This is a genomic window from Bradyrhizobium sp. BRP20, from assembly GCF_020194215.1.
Lineage (GTDB): Bacteria > Pseudomonadota > Alphaproteobacteria > Rhizobiales > Xanthobacteraceae > Bradyrhizobium > Bradyrhizobium yuanmingense.
In genome coordinates this window covers 217,975-239,756 of record NZ_JADYVY010000010.1, presented here as the reverse complement: position 1 = coordinate 239,756, position 21,782 = coordinate 217,975, and the positions used below count along the sequence as shown (strand labels likewise).

At 65.5% G+C, this 21,782-nt stretch carries 24 protein-coding genes; 8 read left to right on the top strand and 16 right to left on the bottom strand.

Annotated elements, in window-relative coordinates; genetic code table 11:
• Positions 1–137: 137 nt before the first annotated feature.
• Both I6F33_RS24090 and I6F33_RS24085 read right to left on the bottom strand, forming a co-directional pair.
• Positions 138–992 (bottom strand): TIGR01459 family HAD-type hydrolase, encoded by an 855-nt coding sequence (locus I6F33_RS24090; RefSeq protein ID WP_036009268.1) that lies wholly within the window; start codon positions 990–992, stop codon positions 138–140.
• Positions 993–1,007: 15 nt separating this feature from the next.
• Entirely contained in the window at positions 1,008–2,486 is a 1,479-nt protein-coding gene (locus I6F33_RS24085) for an EAL domain-containing protein (protein ID WP_109145327.1), read from the bottom strand.
• 295 nt (positions 2,487–2,781) lie between these two features.
• Here I6F33_RS24085 and I6F33_RS24080 point away from each other — a divergent pair, with 295 nt between their 5' ends.
• The gene (locus I6F33_RS24080; RefSeq protein ID WP_225140476.1) at positions 2,782–3,621 is read left to right on the top strand and encodes a class I SAM-dependent methyltransferase; all 840 of its coding nucleotides are present in this window, start codon (positions 2,782–2,784) and stop codon (positions 3,619–3,621) included.
• Positions 3,622–3,668: 47 nt separating this feature from the next.
• Here the strand turns inward: I6F33_RS24080 and I6F33_RS24075 are convergent, their stop codons facing one another.
• The 7 genes from I6F33_RS24075 to uvrC all read right to left on the bottom strand — a co-directional run bounded on the left by I6F33_RS24075 (position 3,669) and on the right by uvrC (position 9,929).
• On the bottom strand, positions 3,669–4,799 hold the full coding sequence (locus I6F33_RS24075) for a YihY/virulence factor BrkB family protein (RefSeq protein WP_225144316.1): 1,131 nt from the start codon (positions 4,797–4,799) through the stop codon (positions 3,669–3,671).
• Complete coding sequence (locus I6F33_RS24070; RefSeq protein WP_225144315.1) at positions 4,799–5,383, bottom strand: phage holin family protein; 585 nt, start codon at positions 5,381–5,383, stop codon at positions 4,799–4,801. Before I6F33_RS24070 ends, I6F33_RS24075 begins: the two co-directional genes overlap by 1 nt.
• A gap of 91 nt (positions 5,384–5,474) precedes the next feature.
• Positions 5,475–6,434 carry a 50S ribosomal protein L3 N(5)-glutamine methyltransferase gene (prmB, locus tag I6F33_RS24065; protein WP_225144314.1) on the bottom strand — a complete coding sequence of 320 codons (960 nt, stop codon included), beginning with the start codon at positions 6,432–6,434 and terminating at the stop codon, positions 5,475–5,477.
• On the bottom strand, positions 6,434–6,901 hold the full coding sequence (locus tag I6F33_RS24060; RefSeq protein WP_036027112.1) for a molybdenum cofactor biosynthesis protein MoaE: 468 nt from the start codon (positions 6,899–6,901) through the stop codon (positions 6,434–6,436). The genes prmB and I6F33_RS24060 overlap by 1 nt, the downstream gene beginning before the upstream one ends.
• Before the next feature lie 4 nt (positions 6,902–6,905).
• Positions 6,906–7,157: a molybdopterin converting factor subunit 1 gene (gene moaD, locus I6F33_RS24055; protein ID WP_036009285.1), complete on the bottom strand. Its 252-nt coding sequence runs from the start codon at positions 7,155–7,157 to the stop codon at positions 6,906–6,908.
• Complete coding sequence (gene pgsA / locus I6F33_RS24050; protein WP_036009286.1) at positions 7,154–7,771, bottom strand: CDP-diacylglycerol--glycerol-3-phosphate 3-phosphatidyltransferase; 618 nt, start codon at positions 7,769–7,771, stop codon at positions 7,154–7,156. The genes moaD and pgsA overlap by 4 nt, the downstream gene beginning before the upstream one ends.
• A 97-nt stretch (positions 7,772–7,868) precedes the next feature.
• Positions 7,869–9,929 (bottom strand): excinuclease ABC subunit UvrC, encoded by a 2,061-nt coding sequence (gene uvrC / locus I6F33_RS24045; RefSeq protein WP_225144313.1) that lies wholly within the window; start codon positions 9,927–9,929, stop codon positions 7,869–7,871.
• 250 nt (positions 9,930–10,179) lie between these two features.
• Between uvrC and I6F33_RS24040 the strand changes: the two genes are divergently transcribed.
• The gene (locus I6F33_RS24040) at positions 10,180–10,803 is read left to right on the top strand and encodes an outer membrane protein (RefSeq protein WP_225114833.1); all 624 of its coding nucleotides are present in this window, start codon (positions 10,180–10,182) and stop codon (positions 10,801–10,803) included.
• Between the two features lie 70 nt (positions 10,804–10,873).
• Here I6F33_RS24040 and I6F33_RS24035 read toward each other — a convergent pair whose 3' ends face one another.
• The 4 genes from I6F33_RS24035 to I6F33_RS24020 all read right to left on the bottom strand — a co-directional run bounded on the left by I6F33_RS24035 (position 10,874) and on the right by I6F33_RS24020 (position 13,624).
• Positions 10,874–11,089 (bottom strand): cold-shock protein, encoded by a 216-nt coding sequence (locus I6F33_RS24035; RefSeq protein ID WP_008544396.1) that lies wholly within the window; start codon positions 11,087–11,089, stop codon positions 10,874–10,876.
• A 278-nt stretch (positions 11,090–11,367) separates the two neighbouring features.
• Positions 11,368–12,228, bottom strand: coding sequence for a 23S rRNA (adenine(2030)-N(6))-methyltransferase RlmJ (locus I6F33_RS24030; protein WP_225144327.1), 861 nt, complete (start codon positions 12,226–12,228; stop codon positions 11,368–11,370).
• Between the two features lie 123 nt (positions 12,229–12,351).
• Positions 12,352–13,044: a ribonuclease T2 gene (locus I6F33_RS24025; RefSeq protein ID WP_225144312.1), complete on the bottom strand. Its 693-nt coding sequence runs from the start codon at positions 13,042–13,044 to the stop codon at positions 12,352–12,354.
• Between the two features lie 118 nt (positions 13,045–13,162).
• The gene (locus I6F33_RS24020; RefSeq protein ID WP_225144311.1) at positions 13,163–13,624 is read right to left on the bottom strand and encodes a hypothetical protein; all 462 of its coding nucleotides are present in this window, start codon (positions 13,622–13,624) and stop codon (positions 13,163–13,165) included.
• A gap of 183 nt (positions 13,625–13,807) precedes the next feature.
• Between I6F33_RS24020 and I6F33_RS24015 the strand changes: the two genes are divergently transcribed.
• Together I6F33_RS24015 and I6F33_RS24010 are read left to right on the top strand one after the other, a co-directional pair.
• Positions 13,808–14,107, top strand: coding sequence for a hypothetical protein (locus tag I6F33_RS24015; protein WP_036027125.1), 300 nt, complete (start codon positions 13,808–13,810; stop codon positions 14,105–14,107).
• A gap of 46 nt (positions 14,108–14,153) precedes the next feature.
• Positions 14,154–14,684, top strand: coding sequence for a DUF3617 family protein (locus tag I6F33_RS24010; RefSeq protein ID WP_036009304.1), 531 nt, complete (start codon positions 14,154–14,156; stop codon positions 14,682–14,684).
• 168 nt (positions 14,685–14,852) lie between these two features.
• On the opposite strand, the gene I6F33_RS24005 is transcribed toward I6F33_RS24010, so the two are convergent.
• Genes I6F33_RS24005 through I6F33_RS23995 form a run of 3 tightly spaced genes read right to left on the bottom strand, consistent with a single transcriptional unit; the run spans position 14,853 to position 17,532 of the window.
• Positions 14,853–16,241 (bottom strand): ATP-binding protein, encoded by a 1,389-nt coding sequence (locus I6F33_RS24005; RefSeq protein ID WP_225144310.1) that lies wholly within the window; start codon positions 16,239–16,241, stop codon positions 14,853–14,855.
• Between the two features lie 20 nt (positions 16,242–16,261).
• Positions 16,262–16,993 carry a response regulator gene (locus I6F33_RS24000; protein WP_057027672.1) on the bottom strand — a complete coding sequence of 244 codons (732 nt, stop codon included), beginning with the start codon at positions 16,991–16,993 and terminating at the stop codon, positions 16,262–16,264.
• Positions 16,990–17,532 (bottom strand): MarR family winged helix-turn-helix transcriptional regulator, encoded by a 543-nt coding sequence (locus I6F33_RS23995; protein WP_057027673.1) that lies wholly within the window; start codon positions 17,530–17,532, stop codon positions 16,990–16,992. Before I6F33_RS23995 ends, I6F33_RS24000 begins: the two co-directional genes overlap by 4 nt.
• A 337-nt stretch (positions 17,533–17,869) precedes the next feature.
• Here I6F33_RS23995 and I6F33_RS23990 point away from each other — a divergent pair, with 337 nt between their 5' ends.
• From I6F33_RS23990 to I6F33_RS23975, 4 genes are all read left to right on the top strand, one after another.
• Positions 17,870–18,952, top strand: a complete 1,083-nt coding sequence (locus tag I6F33_RS23990; RefSeq protein ID WP_057027674.1) for a branched-chain amino acid aminotransferase — start codon at positions 17,870–17,872, stop codon at positions 18,950–18,952.
• A 305-nt stretch (positions 18,953–19,257) separates the two neighbouring features.
• Positions 19,258–19,782 (top strand): YegJ family protein, encoded by a 525-nt coding sequence (locus I6F33_RS23985; RefSeq protein WP_036009354.1) that lies wholly within the window; start codon positions 19,258–19,260, stop codon positions 19,780–19,782.
• 39 nt (positions 19,783–19,821) lie between these two features.
• Entirely contained in the window at positions 19,822–21,342 is a 1,521-nt protein-coding gene (hisS, locus tag I6F33_RS23980) for a histidine--tRNA ligase (protein WP_225144309.1), read from the top strand.
• Between the two features lie 67 nt (positions 21,343–21,409).
• Positions 21,410–21,664, top strand: a complete 255-nt coding sequence (locus I6F33_RS23975; RefSeq protein ID WP_275498569.1) for a tautomerase family protein — start codon at positions 21,410–21,412, stop codon at positions 21,662–21,664.
• Positions 21,665–21,782: the final 118 nt, after the last annotated feature.

Genomic DNA, 21,782 nt, shown 5'->3' with positions numbered 1-21,782 from the left:
AAAAAAAGGAAGACGTGGATGGCCGGGTCATAGGCGAGCGCAAGCGACGCCGTCCTTCGGACGGCTATGCCCGGCCATGACGGCGTCTGAGGCTTGCCCTTTGGTCTAAGTCCATTGCAGCTGCGCGCGCTCCGCCGTCACCACTTCAATTCGCGCATCAGCGCCTTCGGCGGGTGGCCGAACAGCTCCATGACCGAATTCGGGTCGAGCTGGTCGAGGCCCTCGAACTCCTCGGCATGGATGCCGCGGGTGACGAACAGGCAGTCGATGCCGAATTCGCGGGCGCCGGTTAAGTCGGTGCGGACGGAATCGCCGATCGCCAGCACCTTCTTCCGGTCGATCTGGTAGCCTTGGCGTTCGCCGGCAAGCGCCATGGCGCGCTCGTAGATCGGCCGGTGCGGCTTGCCGTAGAAGATCACCTCGCCGCCGAGCTCGCGGTAGAGCTCGGCGATGGCGCCGGCGCAGTAGATCAACCGGTCGCCGCGTTCCACCACGATGTCGGGGTTGGCGCAGACCAGCGTCAGCTTGCGCTCGCGCGCCTGCAGCATCATGCCGCGATAGTCTTCCGCCGTCTCGGTCTCGTCGTCGTAGAGGCCGGTGCAGACGATGTAATCGGCTTGCTCCAGCGGCGCGGTCACCGCATCGAGGCCGCGATAGATCGAGTTGTCGCGCTCGGGGCCGAGCCAGAACATCTTGCGGCCGGGATGCTCGGCGACGTAGAGCCGGGTCAGGTCGCCTGAAGATACGATCGCGTCATAGGTCTCATCGGGGACGCCGAGCTTGCGCAATTGCCGCTGCACGGAGTCGGCAGGGCGCGGTGCGTTGGTGATCAGGATTACCGTACCGCCGCGGCTGCGATAGGTGTGCAGCGCCTCGCAAGCTTCGGGGAAGGATTCCAGCCCGTTATGGACCACGCCCCAGATATCGCTGAGCACGACCTCCACGCCGCCCACGAGCTCGCGCAGGCCTTCGGCAAAATGCAGCGCGGTCATGACGTGCGCGGCCGATCAGATGCGGCGCGCGAGCGCTGCGTTTCCGGTGATGCGTTGGGGCGGAGGCGCCGAAGAGGTCGCGCCTGAGCTGGGTGTGGCGGAGCCATTGGATCCCTGAATGTCCTGCGCCTGGTTCGGCGAGGCCCCGCCGGTAGCAGATGCCCCCTCGGGCCGCAATGGCCGGGGCGGCGCGAACAGGAACCCTTGGCCGAACCGCACGTCATAGTCGAGCAGGTCGACCACGGCGCGCTCGCCTTCGATCCGTTCGGCGATCAGGTCGATGCCGAAGCGGCCGAGCAGGTCGGAGAGGTCGGACGGGTGGATGTCGGAGGCGGAGGCCTGCTTGGGATCGAGCAGCAGCGCGGCAGGCACCTTGATGAAGCGAACCCCGCGATCGGCCAGCTCGCGCGGTTCGATGCGCAAATCCGTGACATGGTCGATGGAGAAACGGAAGCCGCGCTGGGCGAGCGCCGCGAGGTTCTCGGTCTCGGCGGGGCCGAGATTGCGGAAGGTCGACTGCTTGAACTCCAGCACCAGCGAGGGCGCCAGCGCGCGGTTGGCTTCCAGGAAATCGAGACATTGCGCGAAGGTGGTGGAATTGCCCAGCGTGGACGCCGCGACGTTGCAGAACACGCCGACGTCCTTGTTGCGCACCATCAGGCGCCGCAGCACCTGCACGCATCGCAGCATCACCATGTTGTCGATGCGACCGATCAGGCCCGAGGCTTCCGCGATGCTGATGAACTCTTCGGCGGCGATCAGCTGGTCGCGCTCGTCGCGCAGGCGCGTCACCGCCTCGTAGAACCGCACCTTGCGCTGCGGCAGCGTGACCATCGGCTGCAGGAAGATATCGATGCGGTTCTCGTCGACCGCATTGCGCAGCGTCGCCAGCAATTGGGTCTGGTTGCGTCCATTGGCGGTCTGAACCGGGGGGGCGGCCTGGACCTGCACCGTCGGCGGCGCCGGCCGTAGCGGGGGCTGCGGAAGCGGAGGAGGAGCGAGCGGCTTCTCCTCGAACGGGGCAGCCAGATCGATCGGCGTTTCCGGCTCGGGCCTTGAGACCGGGGCGGGTGCGGGAGCCGACGCGTGGCCGGCGAGCAGATCCTCATGGGCCGCCACGGTGGTGGCGAGCTGCCTGACCAATCCGCCAAGTTCGTTGATCTCGCCGATGACCGACTGGATGCGGTCGGAATTGGTCGAATTGGACGCGGCGATGCGGCTCTCGACCGCAGCCAGCCGGCGGCCGAACTCGGCCACCTGGCGGGCGAGATCGGCGGTGCCGCGCGAGAGATCGGCGATCTGGCCGCCGACGTCGCTGCGGTCGCGCAGCCGCATCGACACCGCGTTGTAGAGGATCAGGAAGGTCAGCGCGGTCAGCGCCACGATCGCCGATTCCGTTCCGCTGATGCCGGCGACCGAATAGAGCACGAGCCCGAGCGAGGCCGCGACCAGGACCATGCAGATGGCGATGAAGATCGTCGAAATGCGAATCATGCCGCGCGTTATGCCTTTAAGAGCTGACTGCCTCACCCGGGGAAAACACGGGTCGCTCGACCTCGTCACGCCTCATGCTCCCCCAAGCTTCGATCAGCCTAACATCATTGTTGATTCGAGGGGATAGGACTGTGTCGGAGCCTATTCAGGCCCGCGCGCCCAAAGCCTTTCGTCACCGGTCTGCCGGCTCAGGTGCGGAAATCAAGACGCTCTCAGCGGAAAATCATGCCGGCCTCAAGGCCAGCGCGCCGCATGCGCCCTATCGTCCCGGCGTTTTCAACCGCAGGAGATTGCCATGTCGACATCCGCCGCGCTCAAGCCAGCCGCCCCCCAACCCGATCTTGCCGCCGTCAAGCAGCGCCAGCACGGCGCCTGGTCGTCCGGCGATTATGCCGTGGTCGGCACCACCTTGCAGATCGTCGGGGAACAGCTCTGCGAGGCCATTGACTTGCGCGCCGGCAGCAAGGTGCTGGACGTCGCTGCCGGCAACGGCAATGCGACGCTGGCGGCGGCGCGGCGCTGGTGTGACGTCACATCCACCGACTACGTGCCGGCGCTGCTCAAGCGCGGGCGCGAGCGCGCCATGGCCGAACACCTCGCCGTCGAGTTCCGCGAAGCGGATGCCGAGGCGCTGCCCTTTGCGGATGCCGCCTTCGACGTCGTGCTTTCCACTTTCGGCGTGATGTTCACACCGGATCAGGACAAGGCCGCTTCCGAGCTCGCGCGGGTCTGCAGATCCGGCGGCAAGATCGGCCTTGCCAACTGGACGCCGCAAGGCTTCATCGGCCAGCTGTTCAAGACCATCGGCAAGCATTTGCCGCCCCCGGCGGGCGTGAAATCGCCCGCCATGTGGGGCACACCGGCACGGCTCGAGGAGATGTTCGGCGGCGTGGCCGCGGAGATCGCCGCCGAGCCGCGCATGTTCGTGTTCCGCTATCGTTCGCCGGACCATTGGCTCGAGATCTTCAAGACCTTCTATGGCCCCACGCTGAAGGCGTTTGCCGCGCTCGACGCGAACGGGCAGGCCGCGCTGGCGCGCGATCTCCTGGCGCTGCTAGAAGAGTTCAACCACGCCGATGACGGCACGATCGTGGTGCACAGCGAATATCTGGAAGCCGTGATAACCAAGCGCTGATCGCGCCTGGGATGCGGTCGGGCCAGCTTCGGCCCGACCGCCACCGATCAAAATGGCGCGGTGGCGCCGACGGTGTCGGCGGAGACGGCGTCCCGGGTGCCGAGCGGCTTCGCCCGCCCGGTGGTGGTATCGCGCAGCGTCTGCCGCTCGATCTCCGAATTCAGCTCGGCGCCGAACATGATGACGATCGCCGACATCCACATCCACGTCATCAGGCCGATCGCCGCGCCCAGCGAGCCGTAGGTTGCGTTGTAATTGGCGAATTCCGAGAGATACCAGGACAGCAGGGCAGAGCCCGCGATCCAGAGAATCGCGGCAATCACGGCGCCGAGGCTCAGCCATTGCCAGCGCGGCGCATCGCGGCTCGGCGCGAAGCGATAGAGGATGGCGAGTGCGACCAGCAGGATGATGAACAGCAGCGGCCATCGTGCCAGCGCCACGATCAGCTTGCTTTCCGGCGCCATGCCGAGATGATTGAGCGCAAGCGGGAAGGCGACGACGGCTCCCACCATCAACAGCAGCGCCACGATGCCGCCGACGGTGAAGGCCAGCGAGACCATGTTCAGCCGGATGAAGCTGCGCTTCTCGCGTTCCTCATAGGCAACGTTGAGGGCGTCGAAGATCGCCTTGACGCCGGCATTGGCGCTCCAGATCGCAAGCAGCAGGCCGACCAGGAAGGTGACGCCGAGCGTCGCATTGCCGTTCGACACCACGCGCGCGACCTGGTCCTCGACGATCTGGAACGAGCCCTCCGGCAGCATGGTCGCAAGCGTGTGCAGATTGGCGCTGATCGTGGCGGGATCGGCGAACAGGGCATAAGAGGAGACGAGCGCGGTGACTGCGGGGAAGAGCGCGAGCAGCCCGAAGAAGACGACGCCGCCCGCCGTCGCGAGCAGGCGATCCTCGTCGATGCGTTGATAGGTCCGCCAGAAAATGTCCTTCCAGCCAGCCCAGGGGATCTCGAACGGGCTTTTCGCCCGGCGGCCGCGGCCCGGCTGCATCGCCGCACCGGCCGGGTGCGTTTCCGGGGAATTCGCTTCGCCCTTGCGGTGGTGTTGCGGAGGCCCGGGCCTCGCCAGGCCGGAATCCTGAAAGTAGCGCTCCGCGGTCAGCACGAACACGGCCGTTGCCGCCACCAGCAGCCAGGAGTCGATCTGCTCGGAGCGCCGCGCCAGCATCACGCCTCCAGACTATGCCTGTTGCGTCGCCGCCGGGCGGCCGTCAGCCCGACCAGGCCGACCGCCGCGAGCATCAGGCCGAGCTGCACGGGACGGTTGGCGCGGGCCGGCCAGGTTTTGATGCCGCCGCGCTCGCCCGGTGCGAGCGGCGCGAGGGGAATCGTCGTTGCGACCTCCTTCACCGCCTCCTTGACCGTTCCACGCGGGATCCGGGGCGTGGCGATCGCCACGCGCAGACGGCTCGCGAGCGGCACGACCGGCTTGGCCTTGCGTTTCATCTGGGCCATGGCCACCCCGGCACAGACCCCGGCCAGCACCAGCAGCACTGCGGCGACGGCGCCAAATCCCCAGAACTGCCCGTAGGTGATCCCGACCCAGCGGTACAGGGCGATCAGTCCGACGAAGAATGCCGCGACAACGAACAGGCCGGCGACCGCGAACAGCCCGCCGGCCACCGCGTAAGATGTCACCTTGCCTGTGGCCTGGCTGGTCTGGTCACGCAGATAGGATTGAGCAGCGCGTTTGACGTGATTGAGCTTGAGCGCCATCCCGGCGCGCAGCAATTCGCCCGATGGCGCGAGCATGCGGACATCCTCCCAAGACGAGAAAATTCATCGGGGGATGAACGTGGCGATATTTGACTTGTTCCGACGGAGCGTGATCGGCCGCGATGAATCAGCCGAGATCGGCGGCCGCGATCCAGAACACCTCGCCCTCGGAATCTTCGGTGTCCAGCCAGAGCAGCGGCAGTTCCGGAAAGGCCTCGTCGACCAGCTCGCGGCCGCGGCCGATCTCGCAAATCAGCCCGCCATCCGCCGTCAGGTGGTCGGGCGCATCGCGTAGGATCCGGCGCACCACGTCGAGACCGTCGGCGCCACCATCGAAGGCGAGCTTCGGCTCGGCCCGGCACTCCGGCGGCAATGCCGCCATGCCCTCGGCGTCGACGTAGGGCGGGTTGGTGATGATCAGGTCGTATCTGTTGCCGCCGAGAGGGGCGAACAGATCGCCGCGATATAGACTGATGCGGTCCTCGAGCCCGTATTCGCCGACATTGCGCGCAGCGACCTCGAGCGCGCCCTTGGAGATGTCGACGGCGTCGATGGTGGCGTTCGGGAAATGATGCGCGGCGAGGATCGCAAGGCATCCCGAGCCCGTGCAGAGATCGAGCACGCGCTCGACCGCCGTCGGGTCGTCGATCAGCGATCCGGCCTCGCCGTGGGCGCCGAAATGCGACTCCAGGAGCTCGCCGATGAAGGAGCGCGGAACGATGACGCGCTCGTCGACATAGAAGGGCAGGCCGCGCATGTAGATCTTGTTGACGAGATAGGCGGCCGGTTTGCGCGTCGTGACGCGCTGATGGATGAGGTCAAGGAGGGTCTTGCCTTCCGCGGCGCTGACGCGCGCGTTGGCGAAGATCTCGAACTGGTCGGGATTGAGATGCAGCGCCTCGCAGACCAGGAACGCGGCTTCCGCGACGGGGTCGGTCGTGCCATGAGCAAAGGAAAGCTTGGCCTCGACGAAGCGGCTCACCGCATAGCGGACGAAGTCGAGCAGCGTGAGAAGCTCGCCGGGTCCCACCTTCGCGAGGTTAGGCGCGGCGCGGCCGCGCACGGTCTTTTTCGTTGGCTTGGCCATCAGGATTTGGTCCAGCGTGCGGCGGCTTCGTCGTCACGGGCATGGGCCTCGACCCAGCCGGTGCCGGTGGCGCTCTCTTCCTTCTTCCAGAACGGCGCGCTGGTCTTGAGATAGTCCATCAGGAACTCGGCCGCCTGGAACGCCGCCTGTCGGTGCTGCGAGGCGGTCACCACCAGCACGATGTTCTGGCCCGGCATCAAGCGGCCGACGCGGTGGATCACCGTGATGCCGTTGAGCGGCCAGCGCGAGACGGCCTCGTCGGCGTGGCGCCTGATCTCTTCCTCCGCCATGCCGGGGTAATGTTCGAGCGTCAGCGCGGCGACCGTGGCGCTGTCCTCGTCGGCGCGGCAGATGCCGGAAAATGTCACCACAGCGCCGATATCGGTCCGGCTGCTCGTCAGGACCGAGATCTCGCGCGCGATGTCGAAATCGTCTTCCTGGATACGGATGGTGACGGGGCAGGTCATGAGGCTAGCCGCCGGTCATGGGCGGGAAGAACGCGATCTCGCGGGCGCCTGCGATGGCGGCGTCCTGCTTGACGTGAGCGCGGTCGATCGCGGCGCGGATCACCTTCGGCTTCTCGAACGCGTACGCATAGGCTTCGCTTTGGCCGGAGAGCCAGGCGATCAACTCCTCGACGGTGCGCACGCTCGCGGGAGGCTCGATCGTCTCTTCGGCCTTGCCGACGCGCTCGCGCACCCAGGCGAAATACTTCACCTTCATCCCTCGTCCTCCTTGATGAGGTGATGGATGCCGGCGCGGAAATAGTCGTAGCCGGTGTACATGGTGAGGATCGCCGAAGCCCACAGCAGTGCGAGCCCAATCATCGAGACCACCGGCACCACCTGATCGCCGGCTGGGCCGGCGATCAGGAAGCCGATCGCAACCAGCTGGACCGTGGTTTTCCACTTCGCAAGCTTGGTCACGGGCACGCTGACACGGAGCGCAGCCAGATATTCGCGCAGGCCCGAGACCAGGATCTCGCGGCACAGGATCACGATGGCGGCCCATAGCGACCAGCCGTGAATGATGCCGTCCGCGGCCAGCATCAACAGGCAGGAGGCGACCAGCAGCTTGTCGGCGATCGGATCGAGCATGCGGCCGAAAGCCGATTGCTGATTCCAGATCCGCGCGTAGTAGCCGTCGAGGTAATCCGTCACCCCTGCGGCGATGAAAAGGGCGACCGCGAGCCAGCGCAGCCAGAGCGGCTGATCCAGAATCGACTGCGCATAGATGCATCCGACCACGACCGGGATCGCGGCGATCCGGCCATAGGTCAGGATGTTGGGGAGGGACATCGCGCGGCTGGTCGTCCCTCGTGTGGTGGCGATGTTCATCCGTCCTACCAATACCGCTGCTGCCTGAACGTCAACCGTCCCGCGCCCCAAATGAGGTGCGGACACGACGATCATATGACTGCAGTCCCCCTTTAGTTCATCCCGGCTGGGGATGGAAATATTCGAAAATCCTGCGCGCGCTCTCGGCGCTCACCCCCGGAACCTTGCCGAGATCGGCGATCGAGGCCCGTTCGATCTCCTTCAGGGTTCCGAAATGGTGCAGCAAGGCACGTTTGCGTGACGGGCCGATGCCCGGAATCTCCTGCAAACCAGCCTCGCGGATGTCCTTCTTGCGCAGCTTGCGGTGCGAGCCGATGACGAAGCGGTGGGCTTCGTCGCGCAGGCGCTGGATGAAATAGAGCACGGGATCACGCGGCTCCAGCTTGATCGCCTCGCGCTCCGGCATGAACAGGGTCTCGCGGCCGGCATCCCGGTCCGGTCCCTTGGCGACTGACATCAGCGACACCTGGGTCAGGCCGAGATTGGCGAAGATCTCGCGCACGGCGTTGAGCTGGCCACGGCCGCCGTCGATGATCACGAGGTCGGGCCATTGCGGGAAATCGTCGTCCTTGGCCTTGCTGGCGGCATCCTCGGGCGGATTGATCAGGCGCTTGAAGCGGCGCTCCAGCACTTCGCGCATCATGGCGAAGTCGTCGCCGGGCGTGATCCCTTCCGACTTGATGTTGAACTTGCGGTACTGGTTCTTCACGAAGCCATCTGGGCCCGCGACGATCATGGCGCCGACCGCGTTGGTGCCCTGGATGTGGCTGTTGTCGTAGACCTCGATGCGCTTGGGCACGTGCGGCAGGCTCAGCGTCGCGGCCATGGCCTCGAGCAACCGGCTTTGCGTCGCGGTGTCCGCGAGCTTGCGGCCGAGCGCCTCGCGCGCATTGGTCAGCGCGTGGGTGACCAGCTCCTTCTTCTCGCCGCGCTTGGGCGCGGTGACCTCGACCTTGTGGCCAGCCTTGATCGATAGCGCGTTGGCGAGCAGCTCGCTCTCCTCGATATCGTGCGAGAGCAGGATGTTCCTCGGCGGCGGCTTGTCGTCGTAGAACTGCGCCAGGAAGGACCCCAGCACCTCCTCGGGCGTAAAGCTCTTCTCCGCGCGCGGAAAATAGGCGCGGTTGCCCCAGTTCTGTCCGGTGCGAAAGAAGAACACCTCGACGCAGGAGAAGCCGCCCTCCTGGTGGATGGCGAACACGTCGGCTTCCTCCACCGTGCGCGGATTGATGCCCTGCTGCGACTGGATCGCCGACAGCGCGGCGAGGCGATCGCGGTACAGTGCGGCGCGCTCGAATTCGAGCTCGTTCGAGGCCTTCTCCATCTCGCCGGCGAGCTCCTGCTTCACCGCATGGCTCTTGCCGGAGAGGAAGTCGCTGGCCTCGCGCACCAGCGTCGAATAGCCGCCGAAATCGATCTCCCGGGTGCAGGGTCCGGCGCAGCGGCGGATCTGGTGGAGCAGGCAGGGCCGGGTGCGGCTCTCGAAGAAGGAATCGGTGCAGGAGCGGATCAAGAACGCGCGCTGCAGCGCCGTGATGGTGCGGTTGACCGCGCCGGCGGAGGCAAACGGGCCGAAATAGCGCCCGGGCCGGGTCTGCGCACCGCGATGTTTCAGGATCTGCGGCGCCCAATGGTCGCCGGTGATCAGGATGTAGGGGAACGACTTGTCGTCGCGAAGCTGCACGTTGAAGCGCGGCCGCAGCTGCTTGATCAGGTTGGCTTCCAGCAGCAGCGCCTCGGTCTCGGTCGTGGTCGAGACGATCTCCACCGTGACGGTGGCCGCGATCATGCGCAGGATGCGGGCCGGCAGCGGCGCACTCTGGCGCGCATAACTGGACAGGCGCTTTTTGACGTTCTTGGCCTTGCCGACATAGAGCACGTCGGCGTTCGCATTGAGCATACGATAGACGCCGGGCGAGGTCGGTGCGAGGCGGACCGCGCGCTCGATCGCCTCGTGACCGGTCGCGAGCGGGCCTTCGCCGACGGCGCCGCTCTCTTCCAGGATGTCCGGCAGCAGGGCATCGTCCTCGTCATCGCCCCCTGCCGCCGCGGGATCTACGTCCGGCCCGGCCAGCCGCTCGGGCGGCGTGTCGCTCGCAGCAGCCGGCGGCGCCTTGCGCGCGCGGTCGTCCGGATTGTCGGGGGAATCGTGAACCATGGGACGAATTTAGGCGCTGGGGGGACTGATTTGAAGTTCCGGCCATGCGGCACGCACAGAGGATGGCGGGCAGCTCCCGGTAACGCTTCCTTAAGTCTGTTAAGCAGGCGGTAACCCGGCTTAACAGCCCTTTAACTTAAAACTCTCGATAAATCCTACGCGAAAAGCTCTTGGTTCCGTAACCATGCGATTTTGCTCGCGCGGCGGCGCGGGCATCGCTCGGGTTGCGACAGTGGCGTTGGAGTGAGTGATGAAGAGGCTCGTTGTGGGCGCAGCCGCGTTGGTTGCAGCCGGCTGGACAGCTTCGGCAGAGGCCGCCGATCTCAGTTACGGGCAGCGTGCGCCCTATACCGTCAATCAGCCGCTCAATGCCTATAGCTGGGCGGGTCCCTATCTCGGCGGCAATATCGGCTATGAATGGGGCTCGGTCGACAACAACCCCACCAAGCCGTCCGGCTTCGTCGCCGGTGTGCAGGCCGGCTACAATTTCCAGAACGGCCCGTGGGTGTTCGGCGTCGAGGGCGACATCCAGGCCGCCGGCGCCGACGACACGTTTGCGCCGTGGAAGTTCTCCAACCCGTGGTTCGGCACCCTGCGCGGCCGCGCCGGCTATGCGTTCAACAACGTGCTGTTCTACGGCACCGCCGGTCTCGCCTTCGGCGAGCTGCGCGCGCAAACCTTCGGTTGGTCGGAGTCGCACACCACCGCGGGCTGGACCATCGGCGCCGGTGCGGAAGTCGGCCTCGCGCCGAACTGGAGCGCCAAGCTCGAATATCTCTACATCGATCTGTCGACCAGCCAGTTCGCAATCACGGGCGTGTCAAACGGCTATAGCGCCAACGTTGTCCGCGCAGGCGTGAACTATCGCTTCTGACATTCAAAGAAGAAAATACCGGACCAGCCTCCCGGCCGCTCGCGGCCGGGATTTTTTTTCGCCAGGCTTGCTAGGAGAGGATCACCAGATTGACCGCCTTCGGTCCCTTCCCCTTCTTGTCCGGTTCGACTTCGAAAGTAATACGCTGTCCTTCGGCAAGGTCCTTCAGTCCCGCCCGCTCCACAGCAGTGATGTGAACGAAGACATCGCGACCGCCGTCGTCAGGCTTGATGAAGCCGTAGCCGCGCTCGCCGTTGAAGAACTTGACCGTTCCCGTCATGGCCATCGGGAAACTCCCCCTCATTGCTCCTCCGTCGCGACGCAGACTCACGTCGCGACATGACCGGGCCTTACGGAGCCCGGGAGCTGGCCATCCTTGGACGGACCTGATCGGTCCGGCGGGATCTTTCTTAGGGCCTTCACTCCGCCGCAACCATTCGCGGAAGCGGAACGTAAAGCCAGTCACGGAAATAGCATAATACGGTTCTTTGCAGATTGACTACCGGTCCTGCATATTTTTCCCAAGAATGCCGGAGTGTTACGGCTTGGCGTCAATGCTTGGCGCTAAGGCTTGGGCACCTCCAGCCGGAATCTGGCAGCACCGCCCTGGCCGAGCGGTATTTCCAGCTCCGGCAGAATGGTCTTGAGCTCGCCGTGCAGCGTGTAGGGCGGGTTGACGATCAGGAGACCGGTGGAGGTGAGGGCGGCGCTGTCGGCTTGCGGCGCGACGCTGAATTCGAGGCGCAGGCATTTTCCAGGCGGCTTTGCTGCAGCTGCGAGCCGCGCCACGGCTTGTGCCAGCGTGTCGGTGGCGCGCCGGTTCTTGGCGGGATACCAGATTACGTAGATACCGGTCGGCCATTTCGCGAACGCTGCCGAGAAGGCTTCGCCGAGCCGCTCGAACTCGTCCTTGGCCTCGAAGGGCGGATCGATCAGCACGAGGCCACGCCGCTCCTTCGGCGGCACGAAGGCCGGCAGCGCCACCCAGCCGTCGAGATCGACCACGCGGGCCTGCTCGTCGCGGCGCAGCGCATCGATCAGCGCTTTGCGGGCCTTCGGCTCGAGCTCGCAGGCGACGAGCCGGTCCTGCGGCCTGAGCAGGCCGCGCGCGATCAACGGCGAGCCCGGATAGGCCTTGAGCTCCCCCTTTGGGTTGAAGGCGCGGACGATGTCGAGATAAGGCTTCGTCAGCGCTGCGCTCTCGTTCGACAGGCGCGCCTGCAGCAGCCGCGCGATGCCGGTCAGCCATTCGCCGCCGCGGCGCGCCTCGTCGCTGTCGAGATCGTAGAGGCCGGCGCCGGCATGGGTGTCGATGACGCGGAACGCTGCCGGCTTGTCCTGCAGATAAGTGAGGATGCGCGCCAGCACGATGTGCTTGATGACATCGGCGAAGCTGCCGGCGTGGAAGGCGTGGCGGTAGTTCATGGCGGAGAGGACTACGTTGTCTGGCGCGATCCTAACCCCTGTCATTGCGAGCGCAGCGAAGCAATCCAGAAATGCGTCCGCGGAGGCACTCTGGATTGCTTCGCTGCGCTCGCAATGACTGAGCTACCCGCCCCTGATCGGCGGCATCGTCACCTGGTCGCGGCGGCAGGCGCGGCGCTCGATCTCGTCGCAGGCGCGAAATTGCAGGTCCTTGCTGAGGCAGATGCGGACCTCGGACAGCCGTGTCCGGTTGCAGGTGACCGAGACGGCGGCATTGCTGAGACCCGGATTGGCCTTGATGAAGGCCTCCTCGACCTCCGCCGGCGCGACGGTCTTGGCCTGCGCCAGATCGAGATATTCGGCCGGAATCTTGATCGCAGCGCGCGCCTTGCGGATCATCTCGAAATAGCCGCGGCCCTCCAGCCCGGAGCAGGTGCCGTGCTTGTCCCATTCGTTGAAGATCAGGCCCGGCGCCGGCATCAAATCGAGCATCGAGGAGACGATGTTGCGGTTCAGCCGCGGCGCCGGGCGCTGGCAATACTCCGGAAAACCGTTCTCGTATTGCGGCCACAGCCCATGCACCACGAAGGCGTAGGGCCGTCCGCCGCATTGCATCTGGGACCGGCCGCCCCGTTCGGCGGCTTCCTCGCAGAACGAGGGCGACCACGACAGCGCCAGCACATAGAAATCGAACTCGCCCGGGGCGTTCTGCCGCTTGTCCTGTGCCTTCGCACCGCCCGCGAGGGTGGCCAACCCCGCAGCGAGGGTCAGTGAGATCATCAGGCGGGACAACGAATGCAATCTGGAGTGAAACATGACAACGCCCCTCAACTAGACTGTGCAATACAGCCTAGCAGGCAATGGGAACATTTCAAGAACAAAATTGGGGCAGCAGCCATCGACTGGCTGATCAGCCCGAATCCGCCGCTGTTGATCAGGGCTTGGCGGCGCGGCAGGCCGGATTGTAGGCCCAGTTGCGGTCGACGCCGACGACGCACCATTCGACACCGTTGCCGTAGGAGGCAAAGCCGCCATCCTCGATGATCGAGAAATGCACCTTGCGCGCCTTGCCGTCATTGAGCATGGCCTCGCCGGTGCAATAGCGCCGCGGAATGTTGTCGGACTGCCAGGGCCGGAACGCGGTCTCGCGAACGGCGGAGAAACCGGTGATCTGCAACGAAGAATTCCAGAACTTGGATTCCTTTTCGGCGAATTCGTGCACGATCCTCGGCAGAGCCCAGTCGCAAGGGGCGACGGCGCCGTCATAGCGCGGCCCGCTCAGCCAGAAATTCAGCTCCAGCGGATTGGCGGCCCTGGCCTCGCCGAGTGACAATGCTCCGAACATGAGGCCGAGCACGGCGGCGAAACGGAGCGATTTCTCGAAGGGGGCGCGCATGATCAATCCGGGCAGCTAAGGTCTTGCGAAGGCCGGACGGTGCCGCGAAGGTTGGAGGAGGTCAAGTGCAGCGCGGCAACACTTCGCAAGGACTTGACCAAGTGTCGCGGCCAACAGGGGTTCGGTTCTTTTCACGTGCGTCGCGGCACCGTAAACTGGCGCCAGCCAATTGGAGTGACGGGAATGCGAATCATTGCGGCCGCGGGCCTTCTTGCCAGCCTGGTTGTCTCAGGCATGATGGCGAGCCAGTCGGCGCGCGCCGATTACGTGCCGCCGTTCAAGGGCAACGACACCGGCGGCATCATCGCCTATTCGATGGCGACCCGGGTCGATGCGCGCCAGGTCGCGGTCGATCATTGCGCCCGCTACGGCAAGGTGGCGAAATTCCTGGCCGTGCAGGGCTATGAGGGCGGCTACATCTCGTTCTCGTGCCGCTGGGTGCCTTATGGCGCCGCCGACCGGCCGATCCGCACACTGTACTGAGGCGCTGTCGTAGGCGCCGCACCTCTCTCAGCCGGGAGCTTCCCTCATGACGCGCAAACTCGCTTTGCTCGGCTCGATGCTTTGCCTCGCGTTGTCGGCAGGCAGCGCCAGCGCCGACGAACTGCCGCTGCGCAAGGCCGGTCTTTGGGAGATGAAGCTTGTCACATCGGGCTCGCCCATGCCCGAGATGACCATGCAGCACTGCACCGACGAGACCGTCGACAAGGAGATGAGCAACAACGTCTCCCCGATGGCCAAGCAGATCTGCGCCAAGCAGGAGATCAAGAAGACCGCGACCGGCTATGTCAGCGATTCCGAGTGCAGCGTCGCCGGCGTCAGCACGACCTCGCATGCCGAGATCACCGGAGACTTCAACTCGGCCTACACGGTGAAGACGACCTCACACGCCAAAGGCGGCGTTGCTGGTGCGGCGGGGCGCGATAGCACGACGACGCTGCAAGCCAAGTGGCTCGGGGCCTGCAAGCCGGATCAGAAGCCCGGTGACATCGTCATGCCCGGCGGCTTCAAGATGAACACGCGCGACATGGACAAGCTGAAGGCGCTGCTGCCGAAGTAGGTGTGCTCTTTCCCTCTCCCCTTGTGGGAGAGGGTGGATCGCCGCAAAGCGGCGAGACGGGTGAGGGGTTTCTCTCCGCGAATTCAATGAGACTTGGACGCGCGGAGAGATACCCCTCATCCGGCGCTTCGCGCCCTTCTCCCGCAAGGGGAGAAGGGAAAACCGCACCTACACCGGTATCCGCACGCTCGCCCTCAATCCTCCCATCGGGCTGTCACCGAGCGTGATGTCGCCGCCGTGCGAGCGGGCGATGTCGCGGGCAATAGCGAGCCCCAGGCCGGTGCCGCCTTCGTCCTGGTTGCGGGCGTTGTCCAGCCGCAGGAACGGCTTGAATACCTCTTCGCGCAAGTGGGCGGGAATGCCGGGGCCGTCATCGTCGACGGTGACGGTCAAATAACGGTGATCGCGTTGGCCGGTGATGGCGATGTTCTTGCCGTAGCGCGCTGCGTTGGTGACGAGGTTGGCGAGGCAGCGCTTGAACGAAGCCGGCTTCACCGTCACCACGGGCAGGCCGTTGAAGGCGACGGTCGCGGTATGGCCGTGACGCTCGGCATCGCTGCGCAGCTCTTCGAGCGCCTGCGCCATGTCGGTCGGCTGCGACTGCTCGCCGAAATCGCCGCGGGCGAACGCAAGGTAATCCTCCAGCATCATCGACATTTCGTCGACGTCCTTGCGCATGCCTTCGAGCTCGGGACTGTCTCCGATCAGTGCCAGCTCGAGCTTGAAGCGGGTCAGGATGGTGCGCAGATCGTGGCTGACGCCGGCGAGCATCGCGGTGCGCTGCTCCATCGTGCGCTCGATGCGCGACTTCATCTCCAGGAAGGCGACCGCCGCGCGCCGCACCTCGCGCGCGCCGCGCGGCCGGAAATTCGGCGCCTCGCGGCCCTTGCCGAAGCTCTCGGCGGCATCGGCAAGGCGCAGGATCGGCTTGATCTGGTTGCGCAGGAACAGCACCGCGACGATCAACAGGATCGAGGATGTGCCGACCATCCAGAACAGGAAGATCTCCGAGTTCGAGGCATAGGCGGCGCTGCGCTGCGCGAACACGCGCATCACGGCGTCGTCGAGCTGGATGCGGATCTCGACCAGGTTGGAGCGGCCGACCGTGTCGATCCAGAACGAGCGGCCGATCTGGCGGCCGAGCTGCACCGACAGCGTCTGGTCGAGCAGCGAGAAGAACGGTTTTGGTCCCGGCGGCGGCATGTCGCCGGCAGGCAGGAAATCGACCACGAGGCCGAGCCGCTGCTGCGCGATGCGGCGGATCTCGTTGCGGTCCTTATCTTGCGGATAGCCCTTGTAGACGTCGATCAGTGCGGCGATGTCCTGAACCACTGCGGCCGACAGGCGGCGCGTCACCGTGTTCCAGTGCCGCTCCATGAACACGAAAGCGACGACCGATTGCAGGATCACCATCGGCACGATCATGATGAGGAGCGCGCGGGCGTAGAGGCCGGTCGGCATCCAGCCCTTGAACGCGTTGCCCATCCAGCCGTTGGCGGCCGAGACGCGGCCGGCGGCGCTCTTCAGCAGCGTCAGGCCGGTATCGATCGTGCTCATCTGGCGCGCTTCACTGCGGTTCAGGGCGAGGCCACCAGGCGGTAGCCGATGCCGCGCACCGCCTGCAGGAACAGCGGATTGGCGGGATCGGTCTCGATCTTGCGCCGGAGGCGGTTGATCTGCACGTCGACGGCGCGCTCGTTGACGGTGCCATTGCCGGTCAGCGCGCTGCGCGGCACGGTCTCGCCCGGCGTCTCCGCGAGAATCCGCAGCATCTCGCGCTCGCGGTCGGTGAGGTGGATGACCTCCTCGCCCTGGCGCAATTCGCCGCGTTCGAGATGGTAGACATAGGGGCCGAAGGCGATCTTCTCGATCGTCGTGGCCTGCGGCGGCGGCGCGGCGCGCTTGAGGATGTTGTTGATGCGCAGCGCCAGCTCGCGCGGCTCGAACGGTTTTGCGACGTAATCGTCGGCGCCGATCTGCAGGCCCTCGATGCGGGCTTCCGCCTCGTGGCGCGCCGTCAGCATCACGATCGGCACCGACGACGAGGTGCGGATGAAGCGGGCGAGGTCGAAGCCGGTCTCGCCGGGCATCATGACGTCGAGGATCAGGAGATCGAAATGCAGGCCCATCAGCTTCGAGCGCGCATCACCGGCGCTCGCCGCGGTGGTGACGCGGTAGCCTTCACTTGCAAGAAAGCGCGAGAGCAGGTCGCGGATGCGGCGATCGTCGTCGACCAGCAAGAGATGCGGGGCATCGTCGGCCGGTTGCACCGGCGGGCGCGCGAGCGTGGCTGCGAGCGGCACGGTCACTCCTTGGCGTCTTGTTTGACGGAAGCGAAGATCGTCTCCAGCACCTTGTCCGGATCGTCGCGGTCGATCATCGCGCGCAGGAAGCGCTTGACCGTCTCGGCGTCCTGCGGACCCATCTCCGCGAGCGCCCTGGTGATCCGCGTGGTCTGCAGCCCGGCGAGCTTTTGCACCAGCGCCTCGCCCTTCGGCGTCGCGTAGAGCAGGCGCTGGCGACGATCGTTGTCGCCGGTCTTCTGCACGATATAACCCTCGTCCAGGAGCTGCTTCAGCACCCGGCCGAGCGACTGTTTGGTGATGCGCAGGACGTCGAGCAGGTCGGCGACCTTGAGCCCGGGATAGCGGTAGACGAAATGCATGACCCGGTGATGGGCCCGGCCGAAGCCGAACGCCTCCAGCTCCTGGTCGGGATCGCCGACGAAATCGCGATAGGCGAAGAACAGCAGCTCGATGATATCCCAGCGCAAATTGCCTCCATCGCCTGCGGCCGGCCGGGGCGCGGCAGCGTCTTGAGAAGGAGTCGCGAAATTTATGTCAGGCATATTGACGTATCTTGGGTTCAATGTTACAAAACGATCGACCCGCACGAAATTTTAGATCGTTTCGCGCCGGGTGGCATCGGAGCAGGACGGCCGGAGAGAGCCGGACAGGCGGCGACGGCCGAAGCAGATCTACCGTGCGATTGTCGAGCGGCATTTCGGCAAAACATACTGGACTTCCGCCTTCCGCAAAAGCATGTCCTCGATGACATGCTGGCTGCGGAAACCGGCCGTAACATGGCTGGCGGCGGTCCGGCCAGAAACCAATCAAGCCAGCCGGGCCCGAACGGGCAGGCGGGCGCGAGAAACAGCGCCGCCACCGGCAGCGGGAGGCAAGGACATGAGCATGACATTCGACATCCAGCCCGCATCCAATCCGACGCCCGAGAAGGACCGCGTCGCCAAGCTGGTGGATCCCGGCTTCGGGCGGGTCTTCACCGATCACATGGCAATCGTCCGCTACAACCAGGCCAAGGGCGGCTGGTACGAGGCGAAAATCGAGGCGCGCGCCAACTTCCAGCTCGATCCCGCCGGCGCGGTCCTGCACTACGCCCAGGAGATCTTCGAAGGCCTGAAGGCCTACAAGCGCGACGATGGCGGGGTGAACCTGTTCCGTCCCGACGCCAATGCGCGCCGCTTCAAGGACTCGGCCGATCGCATGGCGATGGCGCAGCTGCCCGAAGACGTCTTCATCGAGGCGGTCGAGCAGGTCGTGCGCATCGACCGCGCCTGGATGCCGGGCGGCGAGGGCAGCCTTTACCTGCGTCCGTTCATGATCGCGAGCGAGACCTTCCTCGGCGTCAAGCCGTCGTCCGAATACATCTTTGCGGTGATCGCCTCGCCGGTCGGCTCCTACTTCAAGGGCGGGCCCGCGCCGGTCTCGATCTGGGTGTCGGAGAACTACACGCGCGCCGCGATCGGCGGTACCGGCGCGGTCAAATGCGGCGGCAATTATGCCGCGAGCCTGCGCGCCCAGGCCGAAGCGATCCAGCACGGCTGCGACCAGGTCGTCTTCCTTGACGCGGTCGAGCGCCGCTACATCGAGGAGCTCGGCGGCATGAACGTGTTCTTCGTGTTCGACGACGGCTCGCTATCGACGCCGCCGCTCGGCACGATCCTGCCCGGCATCACCCGCGACTCCATCATCACGCTCGCCCGCGACGCCGGCAAGACGGTGCGCGAAGAACCCTATACGCTCGAGCAGTGGCGCAAGGACGCGGCCTCAGGCAGGCTGAAGGAAGCCTTCGCCTGCGGCACCGCCGCGGTGATCTCGCCGATCGGCAAGGTGCGCTCGGTCAGCGGCGATTTCGACATCTCGGGCGGCGCCGCCGGCCCCGTCGCCATGGGCCTGCGCAAGCAGCTCGTCGACATCCAGTACGGCCGCACCAACGATCCCCACAACTGGATCCGCAAGGTGTTTTGATCACCCTCCCCTGAAGGGGTCCGGGACGAGCGTAGCTCGCCCGTGGGTCGATCGCGCGCAGCGCGAGCGGGGTGGGGTGATCTCTCAACACGGGCAGTGTTCGATGTGGAGAGACCCTCACCCCACCCCGTCTCTCATCTTCGCTACGCTCAGATGCGAGCCGACCACGGGCGAGCTACGCTCGTCCCGGGCCCCCTCCAGGGGAGGGTAAAAAGCGCAACGTTTGTGGCTTATTGCGCACTGAACGTGCTGCTGCCGACGTGCGACAAAGCCAGGACACAACAAGCGTCCCGGACATCGCGATCATGGCAACAAAGCTCTCCCAACCCATGAAATGGGTCGTTCTCGCCGCCATCACCGGCGTTTGCGTTTTCGGCATCCTGACCGTCGGCCCGACGCACGAGGTTGCTGCGCAAGACCGCTCGCCGATCGTCGATGTGCGCACCGGCGATCCCGAGATGAACACCGCGATCGCTCGCGCCCGCGGCTCGCTGCCGACCTTCTGGGCCTCCTATGAATCGCCCAAGCCGTCCGAGTCTGGTCACGCTTTGAAGGTGCGCTTTACGACCCGCAAGGGCGGGGAGCACATCTGGATCGGTGAGGTGAAGAAGCTGCCCGACGGGACCTTGACCGGCGTCTTCGCCAACGAGCCGCGCGATCTGCCGGGCAAGCGAGCCGGTGATAAGGTCAAGTTCGCGGAGGCCGACATCTCGGACTGGATGTTCATGCGCAACGGCAAGATCGTCGGCGGCGAGACCATCAAGCCGACGCTGAAATCGCTGCCGAAGGCCGACGCGGACGCGCTCCGGGCGCGAATGGAGCAGCCGTAGGGCAGTTGCCGCCCCGCGCCGCGGCTGGTAAACGCCCGCATGGCCGAGAAACCCAAAAAACCCCAGAAACTGAAGGCGCGCCTGCCGCGCGGGCTCGAGGATCGCGACCCTGCCGCGATCCGGGCGACGCGCGAGATGGTCGAAAAGATCCGCGCCGTCTACGAACTCTACGGTTTCGAGCCGGTGGAAACGCCGGCGATGGAATACACCGACGCGCTCGGCAAATTCCTGCCCGACCAGGATCGCCCCAACGAGGGCGTGTTCTCGTTCCAGGACGACGACGAGCAATGGATCAGCCTGCGCTACGACCTCACCGCGCCGCTCGCGCGCTATGTCGGTGAGCGCTACGGCACCGACGGTCTGGTGCTGCCCTATCGCAGCTACCGCGTCGGCTACGTCTTCCGCAACGAGAAGCCCGGCCCGGGCCGCTTCCGCCAATTCATGCAGTTCGATGCCGACACCGTCGGCTCGGCGACGCCGGCGGCGGACGCCGAGATCTGCATGATGGCGGCGGACACGATGGAGGCGCTCGGCATCGCGCGCGGCCAGTACGTGGTGAAGGTGAACAACCGCAAGGTGCTCGACGGCGTTCTGGAAGCCATTGGCCTCGCGGGTGAAGAGAATGCGGCGCGCCGACTGACCGTGCTGCGTGCGATCGACAAGCTCGACAAGTTTTCCGCCGATGAAGTGCGCAAGCTGCTCGGTCCCGGACGCTGGGATGGCGGCGAGGAAGGCAAGGGCGACTTCACCAAAGGCGCCAATTTGAGCGCGGCGGAAGCCGATGTTGTTCTCGCCATCACCAAGCCGCGCGAGGATTGGAGAGAAGCAATTGCCGCGGCAGAAACCTATCTCGCCAAGAGCGAAGTCGGTCAGGCCGGCGTCAGCGAGCTGGAAGAGATTGCAAAACTGGTCACGGCCTCGGGCTATGGCGCGGATCGTATCAAGATCGATCCCTCGGTCGTGCGCGGCCTCGAATATTACACCGGCCCCGTCTACGAGGTCGAACTCCTGCTCGATACCAAGGACGAGAAGGGCCGCCCGGTGCGCTTCGGCTCGGTCGGCGGCGGCGGGCGTTATGACGGCCTCGTCTCGCGCTTCCGCGGCGAGCCGGTGCCGGCAACCGGATTCTCGATTGGCGTGTCGCGGCTGCAGGCCGCGCTGACGCTGCTCGGCAAGCTCGACACGCGGCCCGAGTTCGGCCCGGTCGTCGTCACCGTGTTCGACCGCGACCGCGTGGCCGACTACCAGAAGATGGTCGCGAGCTTGCGTACCGCGGGCATCCGCGCCGAGCTCTATCTGGGCAACCCGAAGAACATGGGCAACCAGCTCAAATATGCCGATCGCCGCAACTCACCTTGCGTCATCATCCAGGGCTCGGATGAAAAGGCGCGCGGCGAAGTGCAGGTCAAGGACCTGATCGAGGGCGCCAAGGCGGCCGCTGCGATCGCCTCCAATCAGGAATGGCGCGAGACCCGGCCGGCGCAGTTCTCGTGCAGCGAAGCCGATCTCGTCGCAAAAGTGCGCGAGGTCCTGGGCCGCCATGACGTGAAGTGGGGCTAGCTATTCGCAGGCCGCGTCCTGCCCGGGCTTGTCCCGGGCATCCACGTCTTGTTTGATAGATGAGAACGTGGATGGCCGGGACAAGCCCGGGCATGACGACAGCAGCAGGGAGAGAACAATGCCTGAGATCACCATCAGCATGGCCGAAGGCCGTACCGACGAGCAGAAGGCCGGCATGATGCGCGACATCACCCAGGCGCTGGTGAAGAATCTCGGCGTCGATGCCGATGCCGTCGTCATCCAGATCAACGAAGCCCCGCTCCGTCACAAGATGAAGGGCGGCAAGACCTTCGTGGAGCGTGCGGCGGCGGCGAAGAAGTAGCGGTCGACGGTTCTGCATTCACCGCTGTCGTCCCCGCGAAGGCGGGGACCCATAACCACAGGGAGTGGTATTGGGCCAGCCGGTAACTCCGAGCCTTCGCCAAACTTGATCCTGTGGT

Coding starts and splice junctions, on each gene's coding strand:
- I6F33_RS24090 (WP_036009268.1), bottom strand. CDS start 992: ATGACCGCGCTGCATTTTGCCGAAGGCCTGCGCGAGCTCGTGGGCGGC.
- I6F33_RS24085 (WP_109145327.1), bottom strand. CDS start 2,486: ATGATTCGCATTTCGACGATCTTCATCGCCATCTGCATGGTCCTGGTC.
- I6F33_RS24080 (WP_225140476.1), top strand. CDS start 2,782: ATGTCGACATCCGCCGCGCTCAAGCCAGCCGCCCCCCAACCCGATCTT.
- I6F33_RS24075 (WP_225144316.1), bottom strand. CDS start 4,799: ATGCTGGCGCGGCGCTCCGAGCAGATCGACTCCTGGCTGCTGGTGGCG.
- I6F33_RS24070 (WP_225144315.1), bottom strand. CDS start 5,383: ATGCTCGCGCCATCGGGCGAATTGCTGCGCGCCGGGATGGCGCTCAAG.
- prmB (WP_225144314.1), bottom strand. CDS start 6,434: ATGGCCAAGCCAACGAAAAAGACCGTGCGCGGCCGCGCCGCGCCTAAC.
- I6F33_RS24060 (WP_036027112.1), bottom strand. CDS start 6,901: ATGACCTGCCCCGTCACCATCCGTATCCAGGAAGACGATTTCGACATC.
- moaD (WP_036009285.1), bottom strand. CDS start 7,157: ATGAAGGTGAAGTATTTCGCCTGGGTGCGCGAGCGCGTCGGCAAGGCC.
- pgsA (WP_036009286.1), bottom strand. CDS start 7,771: ATGAACATCGCCACCACACGAGGGACGACCAGCCGCGCGATGTCCCTC.
- uvrC (WP_225144313.1), bottom strand. CDS start 9,929: ATGGTTCACGATTCCCCCGACAATCCGGACGACCGCGCGCGCAAGGCG.
- I6F33_RS24040 (WP_225114833.1), top strand. CDS start 10,180: ATGAAGAGGCTCGTTGTGGGCGCAGCCGCGTTGGTTGCAGCCGGCTGG.
- I6F33_RS24035 (WP_008544396.1), bottom strand. CDS start 11,089: ATGGCCATGACGGGAACGGTCAAGTTCTTCAACGGCGAGCGCGGCTAC.
- I6F33_RS24030 (WP_225144327.1), bottom strand. CDS start 12,228: ATGAACTACCGCCACGCCTTCCACGCCGGCAGCTTCGCCGATGTCATC.
- I6F33_RS24025 (WP_225144312.1), bottom strand. CDS start 13,044: ATGTTTCACTCCAGATTGCATTCGTTGTCCCGCCTGATGATCTCACTG.
- I6F33_RS24020 (WP_225144311.1), bottom strand. CDS start 13,624: ATGCGCGCCCCCTTCGAGAAATCGCTCCGTTTCGCCGCCGTGCTCGGC.
- I6F33_RS24015 (WP_036027125.1), top strand. CDS start 13,808: ATGCGAATCATTGCGGCCGCGGGCCTTCTTGCCAGCCTGGTTGTCTCA.
- I6F33_RS24010 (WP_036009304.1), top strand. CDS start 14,154: ATGACGCGCAAACTCGCTTTGCTCGGCTCGATGCTTTGCCTCGCGTTG.
- I6F33_RS24005 (WP_225144310.1), bottom strand. CDS start 16,241: ATGAGCACGATCGATACCGGCCTGACGCTGCTGAAGAGCGCCGCCGGC.
- I6F33_RS23995 (WP_057027673.1), bottom strand. CDS start 17,532: ATGCCTGACATAAATTTCGCGACTCCTTCTCAAGACGCTGCCGCGCCC.
- I6F33_RS23990 (WP_057027674.1), top strand. CDS start 17,870: ATGAGCATGACATTCGACATCCAGCCCGCATCCAATCCGACGCCCGAG.
- I6F33_RS23985 (WP_036009354.1), top strand. CDS start 19,258: ATGGCAACAAAGCTCTCCCAACCCATGAAATGGGTCGTTCTCGCCGCC.
- hisS (WP_225144309.1), top strand. CDS start 19,822: ATGGCCGAGAAACCCAAAAAACCCCAGAAACTGAAGGCGCGCCTGCCG.